The organism is Leptospira ellinghausenii (genome assembly GCF_003114815.1).
Taxonomy (GTDB): domain Bacteria; phylum Spirochaetota; class Leptospiria; order Leptospirales; family Leptospiraceae; genus Leptospira_A; species Leptospira_A ellinghausenii.
This window is the reverse complement of the sequence record NZ_BFAZ01000009.1, coordinates 798631-815853: the sequence shown is the minus strand read 5'-3', so window position 1 is coordinate 815853 and position 17223 is coordinate 798631. Positions and strand designations below refer to the sequence as shown.

At 38.2% G+C, this 17223-nt stretch carries 11 protein-coding genes; 3 read left to right on the top strand and 8 right to left on the bottom strand.

The annotated features are described in order from the left end of the window. Positions 1 to 98 precede the first annotated feature (98 nt). The 8 genes from DI076_RS12310 to DI076_RS12275 all read right to left on the bottom strand — a co-directional run bounded on the left by DI076_RS12310 (position 99) and on the right by DI076_RS12275 (position 12307). Entirely contained in the window at positions 99 to 713 is a 615-nt protein-coding gene (locus tag DI076_RS12310; protein ID WP_108960130.1) for a class I SAM-dependent methyltransferase, read from the bottom strand. A 6-nt stretch (positions 714 to 719) separates the two neighbouring features. After that, a complete protein-coding gene (locus DI076_RS12305; RefSeq protein ID WP_108960129.1) occupies positions 720 to 1928 on the bottom strand; it encodes an MFS transporter in 1209 nt (402 codons plus the stop codon). 50 nt (positions 1929 to 1978) lie between these two features. Further along, on the bottom strand, positions 1979 to 2551 hold the full coding sequence (locus tag DI076_RS12300) for a gamma carbonic anhydrase family protein (protein WP_108960128.1): 573 nt from the start codon (positions 2549 to 2551) through the stop codon (positions 1979 to 1981). A gap of 9 nt (positions 2552 to 2560) precedes the next feature. Continuing rightward, positions 2561 to 4522 carry a 7TM diverse intracellular signaling domain-containing protein gene (locus tag DI076_RS12295; RefSeq protein ID WP_108960127.1) on the bottom strand — a complete coding sequence of 654 codons (1962 nt, stop codon included), beginning with the start codon at positions 4520 to 4522 and terminating at the stop codon, positions 2561 to 2563. Between the two features lie 47 nt (positions 4523 to 4569). After that, on the bottom strand, positions 4570 to 6969 hold the full coding sequence (gene pheT / locus DI076_RS12290; protein WP_108960126.1) for a phenylalanine--tRNA ligase subunit beta: 2400 nt from the start codon (positions 6967 to 6969) through the stop codon (positions 4570 to 4572). Between the two features lie 42 nt (positions 6970 to 7011). After that, positions 7012 to 9096, bottom strand: a complete 2085-nt coding sequence (locus DI076_RS12285; RefSeq protein WP_108960125.1) for a sensor domain-containing protein — start codon at positions 9094 to 9096, stop codon at positions 7012 to 7014. Beyond that, the gene (locus DI076_RS12280; protein ID WP_174705077.1) at positions 9086 to 10333 is read right to left on the bottom strand and encodes an amidohydrolase family protein; all 1248 of its coding nucleotides are present in this window, start codon (positions 10331 to 10333) and stop codon (positions 9086 to 9088) included. The genes DI076_RS12285 and DI076_RS12280 overlap by 11 nt, the downstream gene beginning before the upstream one ends. A 120-nt stretch (positions 10334 to 10453) precedes the next feature. Further along, on the bottom strand, positions 10454 to 12307 hold the full coding sequence (locus tag DI076_RS12275) for a RecQ family ATP-dependent DNA helicase (RefSeq protein WP_108960123.1): 1854 nt from the start codon (positions 12305 to 12307) through the stop codon (positions 10454 to 10456). 113 nt (positions 12308 to 12420) lie between these two features. On the opposite strand from DI076_RS12275, the gene DI076_RS12270 reads away from it, so the two are divergent. The 3 genes from DI076_RS12270 (at position 12421) to DI076_RS12260 (ending at position 17010) form a co-directional block, all read left to right on the top strand. Next, positions 12421 to 13977: an MBOAT family O-acyltransferase gene (locus DI076_RS12270; RefSeq protein ID WP_108960122.1), complete on the top strand. Its 1557-nt coding sequence runs from the start codon at positions 12421 to 12423 to the stop codon at positions 13975 to 13977. Continuing rightward, positions 13967 to 15232, top strand: a complete 1266-nt coding sequence (locus DI076_RS12265; RefSeq protein WP_108960121.1) for a DUF1574 family protein — start codon at positions 13967 to 13969, stop codon at positions 15230 to 15232. Before DI076_RS12270 ends, DI076_RS12265 begins: the two co-directional genes overlap by 11 nt. A 71-nt stretch (positions 15233 to 15303) precedes the next feature. Continuing rightward, positions 15304 to 17010 carry a caspase family protein gene (locus DI076_RS12260; protein WP_108960120.1) on the top strand — a complete coding sequence of 569 codons (1707 nt, stop codon included), beginning with the start codon at positions 15304 to 15306 and terminating at the stop codon, positions 17008 to 17010. The last annotated feature ends 213 nt before the right edge of the window (positions 17011 to 17223 follow it).

Genomic DNA, 17223 nt, shown 5'->3' with positions numbered 1-17223 from the left:
ACCGACCGTATTCTGCAATTTGAGTTGGACTTTCAACCGATGGAACAAAGTATTTCTCTCTAATCTTTTTATATTCAGGATCTGCAAAAAAACTTTGTTTAATTTTTCTTTTTGAATCTGCCAAAAACAAAGTTTTGGATTGTACCAAATGGAGTTTGGTGGTCTTCTCTATGGAATTCAATAGGTTCAAATTCAGGAGAAAAGGTTTCGGTTAATGTTTCTTCTGTGTATTGTTTGATTTCTAGACCACTACATTTTTTTGGACCATTGTTACTAAATGTCCCAATGATAAGTTCGCCTTCTTTGTTTAAAACTTCTAATAGATTGTTTTTGTAAGCAGCAATGGACTCTGTATTTGTTAAAAAATGAAAGACGGCGCGGTCATGCCAAATATCGTATTTTGTATTGGAGTGGAATTTTGTGATGTCTGTGACAATCCAATCTATTTTCTTTCCACTTTCACCTAATCTACGTTTGCATCGATCTAAAGCATTTTGGCTAATGTCAAGTACGGAGATGTTTTCAAAACCATTTTTGAGTAAGTGGTCGACAAGGTTTGACTCTCCACCACCTACATCAATGAGTTTTGCTGATTTGGGTTTGTTCGTATTCTTTATTAATTGTAATGAAAGTTTTGGAATTTCCTGCGTCCAACTCACTTCGCTTGGTTGTTTTTCCGAATAAATTGTTTCCCAGTGTGATTGATTGTTCATATTAGTCTACCGATTACCTTTTGTTTGAATATAATATAATGTTACTACTGAAACAAAAACTAAGAATGGAATGCTCACCAGATTGAGTGACAACCAACCAATTTTATGTTCCAAATACCCGGCACTGTACGTGGAAAGGATGGCTATTGAATATACGATTGTATCATTTACAGCTTGGATTGTGTTTTTTTCCGCTGGATGGTATTGTTCTACAAGTAAGTTTGTCCCACCTACAAACATAAAATTCCAACCAATACCAAGTAAGATCAGTGCTACTGCAAAAGGTAAAAATTCGGTTCCTTGGATTGCAGAAACTGATTCTAAACCCATCACAAAAACACCCAACAAAATTAAGTAAGGTGCTGTCATTTTACGAACTAAAAACCCAGAGAAAAAGGAAGGAATGTACATTCCTAAAACATGCCATTGTAATACCAATGTGGATGCATGCATTTCATGACCATGTGATTTCATTGCAACAGGAACAGCTGTCATAAGCATAGCCATGAGTCCAAATCCAAAAGATGTAGAGAGAATCGAAACCCATAATCCTAAATTTTTAACATGATATGAAAATGGTCTTACTTTTTCTCTCTCGCTTTCTTGGTGTTCCGATTCGTTTTCAGTAGAGAAACGTTTATTTGGTGAAGGTAAGAAACTGATTAGTAAAAATTGTAGAGATAGTGAAACAATTAGGATAAGATAACATCCCAAAAATAAGGAAGTGGGAAAGAGTTCTTTCCCTTGTAATCCAGCAAGTGGACCAAGGAAAGCAGCGGGGATTCCTGCGATTAAAATCCATGACAATGCACTAGCTCTATCATGGGTAGGCACAGATTCCATTGCAACAAAACGAAGGTATTGGATAAACGATTGGTGTAGTCCAAATAACAAGTGTGCTATGGAAAATAATACAAAACTTTTTTCCCAAATTGCAAACGTCGCGAGGATCGCTCCAAAGATTCCAATGATCGTACCGAGAAGAAGACCATATTTACTTCCTTGCCATTTCATAAACCTTGACGCTGGGACTAAACCAAGCAAGGTTCCGAGGATTACAAACGAAACGGGTAGTGAGGCGGATTCTGGAGATGGGCTTATGGTTTGACCTGCCAATGCAGAAACTGCCATAATCATCACTGTCCCAATTTGAAATACAGTTTGGGTAATGGAAAAGATCCCAAGGACTTTGATTTTATTTAAAAAGGAATTCATGAATCTTTAATTTTCTAATACTTAGACAGTAAAATCAATTCGATCCTAGTTTAGATTCCAAGTTTTGTCAGAATTTCTTTGGCTTGTGATACAAAATGTACTTCTTCTTCTTTTTGAAATGGTACAAAAATATTTTGTGCAAAACGTACGGAAAGATGTGCATACTCAATACAACCGGCTACTGTTAATTCAGGTTTTGCCTTTCCAGGGAAAATTTTAATATCGGAACCATTGGGTACAACAAGTGAACGTGGTGGTATTTTTTTCCCTCCACGGATCATACATCCTGCCGCGATTTGAGATCCATCTCCTATTTCAGCATTATCCAAAACAATGGACCCAATTCCGACTAATACTCCTTTTCCTATTTTGCATCCATGGATCATGACATTATGACCAACTAATGTCCATTCGCCGATAGAGATAGGACTTGTTGAATCTGTATGTAATGTGGAATTATCTTGGATGTTCACATAATCTCCCAGTTTGATTTTGTTCATGTCAGCACGAACAACCGCACCAGGCCAAATCGAAACAGAAATACCAAATTCTATCATCCCAAAAGCTGTAGCGTTTGGATGGATGAAAGGTTTTGTGAAATTAGGAATTTGATTGTAGGACATGGATCAAAGTCAACCGAGACTTTGAATTTCGCAACCGATAAATGTAATGTCGTCTTGTTTTGCTTGTCCATCAGTGAACAAAGAGAGTTCACTTAACACTTTTGCCATTGTATGGTCTAAGCTTAGTTTTAAGTTTTCTTTTAATATTTCGTAGAGTCTATCTTCACCAAAGAGTTCTTTTTCTTCATTGAATTGTTCAAAGATTCCATCCGTGAATAAAAAGATCCGATCACCTTCTTCAATTTGGTGTTCAATGAGTCTATATTGGGTATGATCCATAAGCCCAATGATTTTACCAGTTCGAGGTAAAAGTTTGATATCATAAATTCTTTGGTGAATTTGGTCTGGATGTCCTGCAGAAGCATAAAACAACTGTTTATTCTTTAAGTCAATATCACAGACGGAACATGTAAAAATTGTTTGGATGTTGCTATATTTATTGATGAAAATTTGGTTCATATGAAAAACCAAATCATCGGGATGATCATAAATCATTTTGAGTGATTCATATTCCGCTTTGATCGCCATTGTGATGAGTGCTGCTTGGATTCCGTGCCCTGTTGCATCTGCAACAAAAATTCGATAGTAGTCAGCTTTCACTTGGGTGAGGTCATAAAAATCACCTCCTACTTCGGACATAGATTGGTAATAGGAATGAAAATGGATTCGTGGATCACTGGTTTTGATATCAGAGAATAATGTTTTTTGGATTTTTTTGGCGACGTTTAAATCCTTTTTGATGAGGTTCAATGATTCGTCTAAAGTTTTGGTTCGTTCTCTTACCTTTTCTTCTAAAGTGACAAGTGCTTCTGCTTGTGTATTTGCCTTTTCTTCTTTTAACTCATTGATTTTATTTGCGAGGGCAAGAGACAGAATGCCTGCTTCTAAGGTGGAACCAATTTGGTTTCCATAAATCGTAAAGACATTAACAGGAAGGACTCCATTTTGCATCAACGTATACATCAAAATTCCAAAGAGTAAGGTGCTCCAACCAAACAAAAACAATCGAGCTTGTTTATTTCCTGAGCTGTAGTTTACGAGTGCTACAACTAACACAGAAACTACGAATAATTGTGCAATAAAATTTCCAATCCGTACCGCTATCTCAATTGGTAAATAGGCGTATGGAATTAAGATATAAAACAATACGATGAATTTAAGGCCTTGAATTAGACGATTGGACCAAGGATTAAAATCCCGTAAGTTTAAAGTTTGTTGGGCAAATGTCCAACCAGTGATCGCAGAACAAGTCACAATCACACTACCAATTCGATTGTGTATTTCGGGATGGTCTAAAGTGAAAATTTGATTCAAAATTCCATTTAGGTACATTTGTAACAATAGATTACAAAAAATAGAAACTGAATAGGTGATGTATGCTTTTTCCTTTAAAATGAAGTATATGAATAAATTATAGATCACCATGATAAAGATGGTACCATAAAAAAAACCTAGAATTGTATTTTCTAAATTCTCCTTTAGATAAAACGTTTCTTTGGAATAAAAGCGGATGAGATAACTAATATTTGATGATGATTTAGTTTCTAAAATGAGTGTTTTGGTTTCTCCAGCTGGCCAATTGAGTTCAAAAGCAATAGATTTGGAAAAGGCATCCCAATGTGAATGAGCAATAAAATCCCCTCCTTCTTTGATGGGTTCTGGATTTCCTTCTTCAAACACTCGAATGAAGTCCAAATGTGGGTTTCCTAAATCTAAAATTAGTTTATTAACAGAAGTTAGATTTGTAGCTTTTATTTTTAAATAAATATGTTCTGATTGGAAACCTAAACTTAAGGTGTTTTTGAAAATAGGTGTCCATCTGAGTTTTTGTTGGTTGGTTTCATTTCCTGATTGGATCGCATAATCAATCTTTTGGGGAGTAAAACTTTCGTCACTGATGGACTTTTGGATCTCCCATCGAGAACAGGAAAACAAAGTTCCCGAAAGAATGATCAAATAGATGAATCGCATAAACTCGAACGATTTCCCAATAAAAATCGGGATTTGTCAAAGCAAATTTATCGTAAGGTATAACCGTTGTCTTTTGCCGTGGTCACCAAACTGTCTGAAAGCTCCTTAAAACGTTCTTGGGTAAAAGTTTTATCATAGGACATAAGTCGGAAACGATACGTAACCGATTTTTTGCCTTCTCCTACCGATTCACCTTGGAAAATCGTTTGGACATACACTGACTCTAATTCTGGAATTTGTAATGTTTTGACCAAGTTTGCAAAGGATTCTGTTGCATCCGATTCATTCATGAGAAGCGAAAGGTCCAATTGTCCTTGTGGGAAATGGGATGGTGGATTAAAATGAGAAGTCCTTCCATGGGTTTCCCAAATTTCAGCTAACACTTCCATGTTGATTTTGGACAGAATGACCCTACGTTTTATATCGTACACATCGGCAAATCGAGTATGAAGGATTCCAAGTTCTACAACTTCTTTTTCATCATAATATACCACTAAACTTGCATTAGGGTGGAAATGGTTTCGTGTTTCTTTTTTCCAAACTAAATTTGGTAAATTTAAGAATAAAAAGAGTTCGGAAATTGTTTCTCTAATTTTTAAGAATTCTTGTTCAATGGAAACAAGGTCAGTTGGTTTGTGTTTGGATAAGGAAAGAATGGATATCCAACGTTTTTCATCTGCTAACTCAGGACCATTGCCTTGTTTGTGGTAAGTTCTCCCCAATTCAAACAAGTTCACCGATTCAAATCGATCTTGGTTTAACTTTGCTTGTTTGATGAGACCTGGGTACAAACTGTTTCGAAGTATCGAATGTTCCTCTGGCATTTCATTTGCAATTTTTAACGATATGGATTCTAAATTTGATTCTAGTTTTGCATCTGTAGGAGAGGCGAAGGAATAATTGTATACTTCATTAAAACCAACTTCCAATGCTAAGAAATTTTTAACTCTACGTTCTAACTCTCGGAGTGGATTGCGAATCGGAGTTTCCACTGCCATGGAGAGAGCTTCTGTTCGGATGGAAGCATAACCAATTGTCCTTCCAATTTCCTCAACTAGGTCTTCTGGAATTGTTACATCGTAGTTTTGTCTGTATTTAGGAACAACAACTGAGAGGGATTCCTCTTTTGAAGTGACCTCAAAACCTAATCGTTGTAAAATGTCTGTGACTTCTGGTAAAGTGATCTTTTTTCCTAATTTATGGCGGAGAAATTGTAAATTTGTTTCAATGGTTACTCTTTTGGATTCAGTATGATTGAAACCCTGTGGAGTGAAAACCTTCACATTCGGATTGCCGTTTTCTATTAATAGTTGAACCGCTCTTTTGATGACCGGCAAACAAGTATAAGAATCTAAGCCTTTTTCATACCGAACAGCAGATTCCGTACGAATATTGGTTTTACGAATCGTAAAACGAACATCTTCTCTTTTGAAGACAGCAGATTCCATCACAATGTTTTTTGTACCATCTGTGACCGCTGAATCTTTTCCCCCCATCACTCCCGCTAAAGCCACAGGTGTGGAACCATTTTGGATGAGAAGGATATTTCCTGGTAAAGTAGGAGAAGTATCATCGAGGAGAGCAAAACTATCTCCATCTTTTGATTTAGATACAGTCAAGGAAGTTGATTGAAGTTTGGATCGATCAAAAAAATGAGTAGGTTGCCCAAGTTCTAACAAAAGATAGTTGGAAACATCCACCACATTATTAATAGAACGGATTCCACATTTTTCAAGTCGTGATTTGATTTTTGGAATCGATGTTGTGATGTTTACATTTTGGATTGAAGTAACATAATATGCATGTGCATGATCCGATGTTTCGACTTTTAATCCATCGTTTCCTGATTCCCATTTTGTTTCAGCTTGGAGAGGAAAATGATGAAGTGGGATTTGGAGTTGGCTTGCGAGTTCTCTTGCAAAACCAAAATGACTCCATAAATCAGGTCTATGCGTGATGGATTTATTATCGATTGTGAGAATTGTATCTTCCCATAAAAAGTATTTGCGTACGGAAATTCCAAGAGATGTGTCCTTTGGAAAAATAAGTACACCTGAAGATTCTAAAGCCATACCCAATTCTTTTTCGGAACAATACATTCCTTGGGAACGAACTCCTCGTAGTTCCGAATCTAAAATTTCCTTCCCATCCAATTTGGTGCCAGGGAGAGCTAACGGAACAATATCACCCACGTTTACATTTGTGGCAGCCGTGACAATTTGGTAGTCTTTGGATCCATCAGTCGCAATGGTTGTTTGTAATTTCTCAGCATTAGGGTGTTTTTCCAGTGATTTGATTTTGACAGTGATCACAGAAGTTAGGTGGGATTTGTATTCTTCCACATCATCAATTTCACAAATTGATGTATTAATTTTTTCCAGAACCGATTCGAAAGGAATCTGGGAGAGCGGGGTAAATTCGTTTAACCAATCAACTGAAAGTTTCAAGAGAAATCCTTATTTGTTAAAAACAGTGGGAAAGCGAACGGGTCAATCCGAAATTCCAAGTTCTGTTTTCAGAAAATGCAGGCAATCTTCCGAAGTCATCGGCCTCGCAAAATAAAAACCTTGGATTTGGTCCACTCCACTTTCGGCGAGTAATTGCACCTGTTCTTCCGTTTCAGCACCTTCTGCTACCACACTCAAACCAAGGTTATGTGCCAAGTTCGAGACAGCATGGATGATGGTTTTGGAGTCTTTGTCTGTTGTGATTTCGGATACAAAGGAACGATCAATTTTTAAAGAGGAAATGGGAAGTTTTTTTAAGTAACCCAAACTACTGTAACCCGTTCCAAAATCATCAATTGCAATTTTTGCCCCAAGTTTTCTGATTTCCTGCATAGTGCGAACAGCAGCATCTGCATTTTCCATGACCGAACTTTCTGTGAGTTCGACTTCCAAATCATGTGGGTCCACTTTGAATAATTTTAGATTTTCGGCAATGGTGGAGATAAGTCTTTCGTGTTTAAATTGTTTGGTGGAAATATTCACAGCCATTGAAATCTCTTTGATCCCTGCATCTTTCCAAACACGCATGGTTTTGATGGCAGACTTAATCACCCATTCACCAATCGCAAGGATCATCCCTGTTTCTTCCGAGATGGGAATGAATACATTCGGTGAGATGAGCCCACGTTCTGGATGACGCCAACGAATGAGTGCTTCAACTCCCACAGGTTTTTTTGTGTACAAATCAATTTTGGGTTGGTACATCAACGTAAATTGATTTTCGATGATGGCAATCCGCATTCGGTTTTCGATTTCCAAACGTTCTGCCACAACTGTCTGCAGTTCTTCTGTAAAAAACACATAACAGTTTTTCCCTTGCGATTTTGCCAAGTTTAATGCACTGTCAGCATTTTTAAGAAGTGTATTCGAATCTTTTCCGTCTGTTGGGTATAAGGCGATCCCAATCGAAATATTAACAAAAATCCTTTCCCCATCAATCACAAAAGGATGTGTCATTGCATCCAAAATGGCTTCTGAAATCACGGCCGCGTCACGTTCGTTTGATAAGTCAGGTAATACAACCGTAAACTCATCACCACCTTGTCTACTGATGAGATCATACACACGAATACTTTCACGAATACGGTAGGCGACAAGTTTGATGATTTTGTCCCCAAAGTCATGCCCTCGGGAATCATTGAAGATTTTAAAATTATCCAAATCAATCGCAAGGATTCCAACCAAATTCCCATGCCGTCTTGCTTCTTCGAAAATTGGAAATAGTTTATCAATGAGAGAGTTACGATTGGGAAGGTTTGTGAGTTGGTCAAAAAAAGCCATATAGGCAATTTTTTCTTCCGCATGCCTACGTTGTGTGATGTCAAGAAATGCTACTGCAAGGCCAAAGTTTTCAATGGGGATCGGTGTTGCTAAAATATCAAACCAAGTGATTTTATCTTCTTTGATCATCCCGATTTCTAAATTACGAATCACTTCTTTGTGCCGTAATGCTCGCATCAAACTTGATTTTCTTGGGTAAATTTTTGTACCGTTTGGTTGGATGAGAGTGTACTTTCGAATGTTGAGCGTACGATTGAGAAGTTCCCCATCTTGGATGTCAAAATAGGTTCTAGCTGTTTTATTAGTTTCAACAATTTTACCTTTTTCATCTGTGATGGCGATGCCCATCGGTAAGTTGTCAAAGATAGACTTATACTTTTGTTGTTGGAGTAAAAATTCAAAGGAGATATCTTTTTGGATGGTGACATCACGATCAAAACCCAAAATGATTTTGGACTCTCGTAACGGGATGAGTAACCAAATGATCCAAACTTCTTCTTTTGATTTGGTAACAAGGCGATTTTCGAAATTTACTATATTCGGATTTTTACCCAAACTTTCGAAAGTATTCTCTGTATTTTCTTTGTCGTCTTCTTGAGTGAAGTGGAGGATTGATTTTCCAACAATTTCTTTAGGTTCAAATTCTAAAAATCGGGCAAACCGATCTGTAACGGAGACAAAATTACCTTCCCAATCTAATACCTGGAAACTATTGGGATATTCGGTCAGTAAGGATTTAACAGTGAGACCAGAGAGAATTTTACTGCCTAAAGGCTCATTTCGCATGTATTTCTTTGCCTAAATAATAAACCGCTTCGATGGATCCAGGAAATTGGAATCCTTCAAATGGTGACCATCCAGACTTACTTTTAATCATCGATTTTTTAAATTCAACTGGTTTTTTTAAATTTAAGATAGAAAAATTCGCCGCATAACCTTCGTTAATTATCCCGACGCCCTTTCCAAATTGTTTTGGTAAATAAGGAGCCACAAACTCCCCGGGATTTTTGGAACAGATTTTTGCTATTAAAGTCATCGGAATGTTTAATTTCAATATCATATATGTGACAAAAAGTCCATATGTATCCAATTGAGAGATTCCACTTGTTCCTTTTTGTTTTTCTTCGATGGAGTGTGGCGCATGATCGGTAGCTAAATAATCAATATGCCCATCGAGAATCCCTTTCACCATCGCTTCTCTATCTTCACGGCCTCGAAGAGGAGGGTTCATTTGGAACCATTTGTGATTGGTCTCTGTTAACATTTCAGTATCAAACATCAAATGAGTTGGGGTCACTTCGCATGTGACTTTTACTCCTCGTTTTTTCGCTGCAACAATCTTAGAAAGACCATCTTTTGTCGAGTAATGGCAAAGTTTTCCTTTTAGGTTGTATTTTTCGATGAGATAGAGTGCAAAATCAGTGGCAACTGTTTCCGCTTCATTGGGACGTCTTTGTTCGTGTGTTGGTTGGTCTTTGTTTGCAATTAAGATTTCTGGGTCTTCACAATGAAAACTTACATCTTGGCCATGGTAATGTTTGATCACTTCTTCAAGTGATGGGTTGTCATGGAAAAAGAGTTCGCCAATGGAAGGTCCCATAAACACTTTATAAGGTACTTTCTTCGTGAGTGGTTTTGTATGTGGACCAATCCCTGCATATAAGGTAATATGGATGGGTGCTCTTTTGGTGAGCGCTTGTTTGGCGGAGTAAGATTCATCATCAATGGGTGGTACAGGATTGTTTGGCATATCAGCCACATGGATCACTCCACCATTAATGGCAGCAGCACTTGCTGATAAAAAATCTTCTTTGTACGTATGTTTTCCGCTGACGTCTTCTCTTGCGTGGATGTGGATGTCACCAAAACCAGGAAAAATCACACAATCATCAGAAAAGACTCGTGCACTAGGATCGATACCTTCCTTCACTTGTGTAACGAGTCCAGTAGACTCATCAAATTCAATTGTACCTAAAAATTCTTTCTCATGAGTAACGATTTTTCCTGCGATTTTTTCCATAATGACCCTTTGATTCAGCAGATTCTTATAGTGAAGGAAAGTTTCAAGGGAATTTACATCCCCTTTCATAGAAGAAAATCTCAAATCGACAATTGTTGATTGGTAGATGGGATATAAATTAGATTAGTCCCATTTGGATAATATTTCGATGATATCAGATCCAAATCGTTCTACTTTAGCAGGCCCAACACCTTTTGTGGCTTCCAGTTCTGAAAGGTTTTTTGGTTTTCTTTCTGCAATCCGTTTGAGTACAGGATTTTGAAAGACCATAAACTTTTTCCATTTGAGTTGCCTTGCTTTGCGATCACGGTAATTCATCAGTTCTCGTAAAATTTGCGAATTTAGTGTAGGAGGTTTTTTTAGTTTGGCCAGAGTACCTTTCGTCTCATTAGAGTTAGATGATGATTGTTTGGCTTTTGTTTTGGAAAAATTCGGAAGGTATAATTTAGGGTATTTAGCGCCAGCTACCAAAACTTTTTTTTCTTCTACCCAAGTTTCTAATTTTGCGACAACTGCTTCTTCGGGAATTCCTTCCAATTTACCATGGAATGGATTTCGTTCCATTCGATAACGTAATACATCCTTAGTTCGTTTCCCCACTAAAGTTTTCGCAATGATGTTTTTTCCAAAAACTGCTGGGTGTTCCTTCAAAAAATTTTGAATGGTTTCTTCTTCCCATTCTGAGAGTGGATGTTCTCTTTTTTCATTTTTTTTCTGAATTTTAACTTTTTCAGATTCTAAAAATTTACTCCGATTGATGCTAACACCTGTTTCAGTACAGATGTCACACTTTCCACAAGGAGAAATTGTTTCTCCAAAATAGGAACAAAGTTGGACTTGCCTACAAATTTCATTGTTTGCATATTCTTTGATGTATTTGAGTAAGGTGTCACCGCCTTTGAAGTTTGTCTCCTTTGACAACATAAACAATTGGGTGGCTACATCGCCTGCTTTGTAAAACAAAACACATTCAGATGGTAAATTGTCTCGGCCAGCACGACCTGCTTCTTGGTAATAGGCTTCGAGCGAGGCAGGTACTTGGTAGTGGATCACCAAACGTACGTCAGGTTGGTCCATGCCCATCCCAAATGCATTGGTGGCAACTAAGATAGGAACTTTTCCTGAAGTATAGGCATTATGTGTTCGTTCTCGAATCCCATCAGTTCGACCTGCATGGTACTTTCCAACCGAGAATCCAAAGTCTTTTAATAAATCATACACTTCGTCTGTTTTTTTACGAGTTGCACAGTACACAATGGCACGACCAGGGAATTTCCTTCCATCTTTCCAAGGTTCGAGTAGTTCCATCAGTCGGTCTGCTTTGTCCCGTTCTTGGTTTGGGTATTCCACACTGAATTTTAGATTGGGGCGAAAAAAGGTAGATAAAACAACGTTAGGTGAACGCATTCCAAGAGAGGATTGGACATCTGTTTGTACTTTTTCTGTTGCTGTTGCCGTGAGAGCTAAAATGGGGAAATTGGGATTGGGATGCCTTTCTCGTAAAACATGAATTTGGCGGTATTCGGGTCGAAAGTCATGGCCCCACTGGGAAACACAATGTGCTTCATCCACTACCAAAGAGAATAATTTCATTTCACGAAAAATTCGTAAAAACCCATTAGAGAGTGCTCGTTCGGGGGATACGAGTAAAACACGAAGTTCCCCTCTGACTGCTTTTGCAAGAATGGTCATTTGTTCTACTTCGTCTTGGGTGGAATTACAAAAGGCAGCTGGAATTCCTTTTGAAAGTAAACTTTCCATTTGGTCTTTCATCAGGGCGATGAGTGGGGATATGACAAGTGTTAGTTTGTCTTTTTGGATCGCAGCAGGTAATTGGTAAATAAGGGACTTTCCAGCACCAGTCGGTAAAATGGCAAGTGTGTCCTGACCTTCTAAAACCGATTGAATGGCTTCCCTTTGGCCTGGGCGAAATTCTGAAAAACCGAATTTGGTTTTGAGTTCCGAAAATAGATCCAAAGTAACTCTTAGATTTTTGGGAAATAGGAACGGGTCAACGATAAGATTCTCCCTTTTTGCCTCATTTTTGAATTTTACAGAAACGGCTAACCTTGAAATTGTAACGAAGACCGATGCTTTTTAACACTTTTGTCTTTTTATTATTCTTTCTCATCGTGTATTCGGTCTTTTTATGTTTTGGTTGGTTTGCCAAAAAACAGAAATGGGCATACCGTGCACAAAACCTTTGGTTACTCTTTGCCTCTTATTTTTTTTACGGATGGTGGGAATGGTTTTTTCTCACCCTCATTTTACTCAGCACCATCATTGATTATGTGGCAGCAAGGTCCATCGAATCCTCCCAAAACCAAATGTTTCGGAGGATCTACTTAGCAGTTTCGATATTTGCCAATCTGGGCCTTCTTTTTACCATGAAGTACTATGATTTTTTTGCAGTGAATCTTGTTGATTCTTGGAACCAAATAGCCATTTGGCTTGGCGGGAGTGTTGCCACAGACTCGAGTACATACTTACTCAAAAACATTGTGCTTCCCGTGGGGATTAGTTTTTACACCTTCCAAACGATGTCGTATACGATTGATGTGTATAGACAACAAATCAAAGCAGAAAAAGATTTTTTTGATTTTGCCTTGTTTGTGAATTTTTTCCCACAACTCGTGGCAGGTCCTATTGAAAGGGCACAAGACTTACTGCCCCAACTCAAAGCATCTAAGTTTCCTACTATGGATGGTGTACAAAAAGGTTTGTACGATATCTTGCTTGGTTACTTTATGAAAGTATATGTAGCTGATAATTTGGCGACATATGTGGATCAGGTATTTTTTGCATCAAAATCGTTTTATACACAAAATCCAGCAATCATCCAGTCTATGGACGGCTCACAAGTGTTTGCTGGTGGTTTTTTATTTTTAACTCAAATTTATTGTGACTTTGCTGGATATTCCTTTATAGCTCTTGGAATCTCAAGATTACTCGGTGTGACTCTCACGGTGAATTTCGAAACTCCTGAATTTTCTAAAACACCTACAGAGTTTTGGAATCGTTGGCATGTAACACTGAATCGGTGGTTTCGTGATTATATTTATATTTCACTCGGTGGTAGTAAGTACGGAAAATTTGCCCAATACCGAAATTTATGTATCATCTTCTTTTTGTCTGGGCTTTGGCATGGAGCCAATTGGACATTCATCACTTGGGGTTGTTTACAAGGTGTTTATACTATGATTTACCTTGTGGGTTTTGCAAAAAAGAAAGAAGATTTGGGAGACAAAATTCCAGAAACCACCAATTCCCTTTCTTCAAAACTGTCACAAATCCTCACGGGAACATTTAGTCGTGTGTTGGTATTCTCACTTGTTGCGTTTAGTGCTGTGGCATTTCGATCGTATGATGCGAATATGATGTTTGTTTACCTTCAAAAATTCTTAAGTGTATGGACTTGGGATCTTTCTCCTAATAATAATGTGAAAAATATGTTTGGACTTTGGGAAGAATACTTCAAAATTTTCCTTCCACTGCTCATCTTAGATGGCATCACTTATTTCAAAAAAGAAAGGTATTGGATTTTTTTAACTCATCCACTCATCCAAGCGTTTGTATTATCATTTATGGCATTTCTCATCCTCACAAGAGGAGTATTCGGAAAAGAGGTAATTTACTTTGCGTTCTAAATTTTTAGGCATAGGTCTTACTCTTTTATTCTTTTTGGTTTTAGAAATCACCGTACGTGTCACGGGAATTCATTATTTAGAACAACCAGAAATCTTTTTTGTAAACCTAAAGAAAAACTTTGTCGAATCTGGCAAAGGTGACGCCGATATCATCGTGTTAGGTGACTCCAGATCCATGGCACTTGCCGGATATGCAAAAGCCGATAAAACAGAGTATTCGGTTTACAACCATAGTTTGCCTGCGATGGGACCAAAATATTACCGATTCTTTTTGGACAAATACTTAAAAAAGGGAAACAAAAAACCAAAAATGGTTTTGTTTGCCGCCTCGCCAAAGTTATATGCAACAGGTTATGGCCCTCCTTTGTATGATCCTGATGCAAAGGTTGTAAAGGAAAATGAATCAATTTCAAACTTTATGAAACGGAGATGGAACGAAGGTATTGAAAAAAACTTTTTTAGGCCACAAACAAAATCCAATGTGATTAGTTATAGTGGGAAACAAGAAGATGCCAATCAAATCCTTTGGGAGTTTTTCGGACATAGATACCTCCACCAGTTTACCTTTGTCGAATTAGCAGAACAATATTCTGGTGTAGAACGACTGTTTATATTATCTAAAGCCACTCCACTTTTATACGAATCCTACCGATTCCACGGTGCCATTCGAAATGCACTTAGCGTATCCAATTGGAAGGTAGATAAACAATACAAACAAAAATCCATTTTTTGTGAATCCTGCGAAAACATAGAAGCTGGTTTATGCAAACCATCCTCTTCCCAACTCGAAGACAATTTAACCATCGAAGACCAAATCAATCGTCATTTTGGGAAATATAATATTTCCAATCGGTTGAAACCAGAGTTAGTACTTTTTTCCAAAGAAATGATTCGAAAGGAATTGGATGCGGAATTAAAAAATCCAAACAATCAATTTGATCCGAATCCAGATTTTGTCGTATTAGAAGATTTGATCCGTTACACACAAGAAAAAGGCATTCAATTTGGAATGGTATATTTGCCGTGGATCAAAGAACGCCAAGAGTCTCCTGAATCGAAGGCTCTTCTTTCCAAGTTAATCATTTTTTTCCAAAAACATCCGACTACAAAACTCTTTTTCTTTCCTGAATCTTCCTACCCCGCAGAGCGTTTTGTAGATAATATCCATTACGATTGCCGGGGAGAAAAACGGGTAAACGAAGAATTCCGCCAATTTGTTCTTCCACAGGTCTTTCGTTTTTTATCTTCCAAATAAAAATCCAATTGATTTCCGATTTCGAGTGTTGGAGAATGAAGCACTCCATTCGGATAAGAGGAAACCCAATCATGTTTTCGTTTCGAAACATATTTGTTTGTATTCTATCTGCCTATTTCATCGGATCACCGATACTAGCGCAGAACCGTTATGCGTTGTTCATAGGAACTAACTACAAAGGGAACACTGCTAAAATCCCTGAGTTGAATCTCTGTGAAGCCGATGCGAATTTTTTAAAAGAGAAAATCCAAAAAAAAGGAAACTTCAAGGATATCAAAGTCCTGTTAGGTTCCATGGTAACTCGGGATAATGTCAAAAATGCAATCACCCAAATCGGAAAAGTAGCTGGGAAAGAAGATTCGGTATTTTTGTATTTCTCTGGACATGGGATGTACATGAAAGATGCGAAAGCCAAAAATGGAATGCGTAACTATTTAATTTGTTACGATCGACCGCATATTTCCGATGAAGAACTCAATGAATTTTTAACAGATATCAAATCCCCGAAAACTGTCCTTGTGATGGATTGTTGTTATTCGGGAGGGATTGCCAAAAAAGGAAAAAACACTCGTGGTGCCGCAGAAATTCCCATTGCCCAAGGCAATGACGGGGTTGTCCGCCAAAATGCAGAAGATTATTTTTTCCAAGACAAAGCCGTCATTTCCTCTTCCGATGATGACCAAACTTCCATCGAAGTAGGGGGAACCATCAACCATGGTATCTTCACTTACAATTTTGGAAATGCACTCGAAAAGGCCGACCTCAACAAAGACAGTGTGGTCACCGCCTTAGAAGCATTTTTTGTCGCAAAAGAAGAAACCGTGAAGATGGCTCGTCAATTCAACCACGAACAAACCCCACAAGTTTCAGGAAATGCAGCTGGGATTTTTCTCTCAGGAGCTCCGAAACCGCAAACCCCTCCGCCAAAACCACCGAATGTTGTGGTGAATGTTCCCATCACTCCTGTGGAAACAACCACACCGAACAACAACCAAACCACAACTCCAGTCACACCGGAGCCAGAACCAACGCCCGCGAACGAAACCACTGTAGTCATCCCACCGATCACAGAAGTGGAACCTCCTGCACCCCCTTCTGTCTCTACCGGGAACATTCTCATCCGGACATCCATCATCAAAGACAAGTCGTATGGCGGAGCAGCAACGAAGTCACCTTATGACCTACTGAACAAACAAGGCAAACTTAGATCTTCCACTCCAGAAGGCAAAGTGCGTGCCATTAAAGTGTTAGTCGATGACCAAGAATACAATGCACAAGTGACAACGGAAAAATCAAAGATTTGGGGTTCTATCACAAAGAACGGAACTCTGATCCCTGGTGACATTTACAATGTGAAGATAGACAACCTTCCAGCAGGTGTTCACCAAATTGAAATCCGTGCTGATAATTACCCCATCTACAAAACAGCCACTGCGGTGATTCCGAAACAAACGGTCACGGTCGATGCAATGAGTTCGATGGATGGATTTGGTGCCATTCGAGGGAGAGTATTCTTCAAAACTTTGGACAACCCGATTGAAAAACACCCGATTTACATGCCAACAGTTGTGTCTACGAACCAAATCTTTAAAGTCACAACAGACAAGGATGGATACTTTTGGTTTACCAATCTAAAACCAGGGAAATACGAAATCAGAGCTAGTTTTATGGAAGAAATGAAACTCGAAAACTCTGAGATTGTCGTGAAACCAGGGGAAGTGACAACCGTTGAAATCATCCTCAATAAAAAATTGAGTTATACCAAAACCAAATACTAATCCAAACCAATGCGGAAGGGAAGGAAACTGCCCTTCCAGCCAAGTTCTTAGGTAAAAGGCCCTCCAAGCGAGGGTCTTTTTTTTAGGGAGCCAAGTGTTTCCACCCTTCTTCCGTGGTTTTTTTGATAGGCCCTGACCCAAAGAATGGACCGAATATACTCGTATCCATCCAAATTGAGGTCAAAAATCCTCAAAATGATTAATATTAATCTG

Excerpts from the sequence above, each read along its gene's own strand:
- DI076_RS12310 (WP_108960130.1), bottom strand. The coding sequence starts at position 713 with ATGAACAATCAATCACACTGGGAAACAATTTATTCGGAAAAACAACCA.
- DI076_RS12305 (WP_108960129.1), bottom strand. The coding sequence starts at position 1,928 with ATGAATTCCTTTTTAAATAAAATCAAAGTCCTTGGGATCTTTTCCATT.
- DI076_RS12300 (WP_108960128.1), bottom strand. The coding sequence starts at position 2,551 with ATGTCCTACAATCAAATTCCTAATTTCACAAAACCTTTCATCCATCCA.
- DI076_RS12295 (WP_108960127.1), bottom strand. The coding sequence starts at position 4,522 with ATGCGATTCATCTATTTGATCATTCTTTCGGGAACTTTGTTTTCCTGT.
- DI076_RS12285 (WP_108960125.1), bottom strand. The coding sequence starts at position 9,096 with ATGCGAAATGAGCCTTTAGGCAGTAAAATTCTCTCTGGTCTCACTGTT.
- DI076_RS12270 (WP_108960122.1), top strand. The coding sequence starts at position 12,421 with ATGCTTTTTAACACTTTTGTCTTTTTATTATTCTTTCTCATCGTGTAT.
- DI076_RS12260 (WP_108960120.1), top strand. The coding sequence starts at position 15,304 with ATGTTTTCGTTTCGAAACATATTTGTTTGTATTCTATCTGCCTATTTC.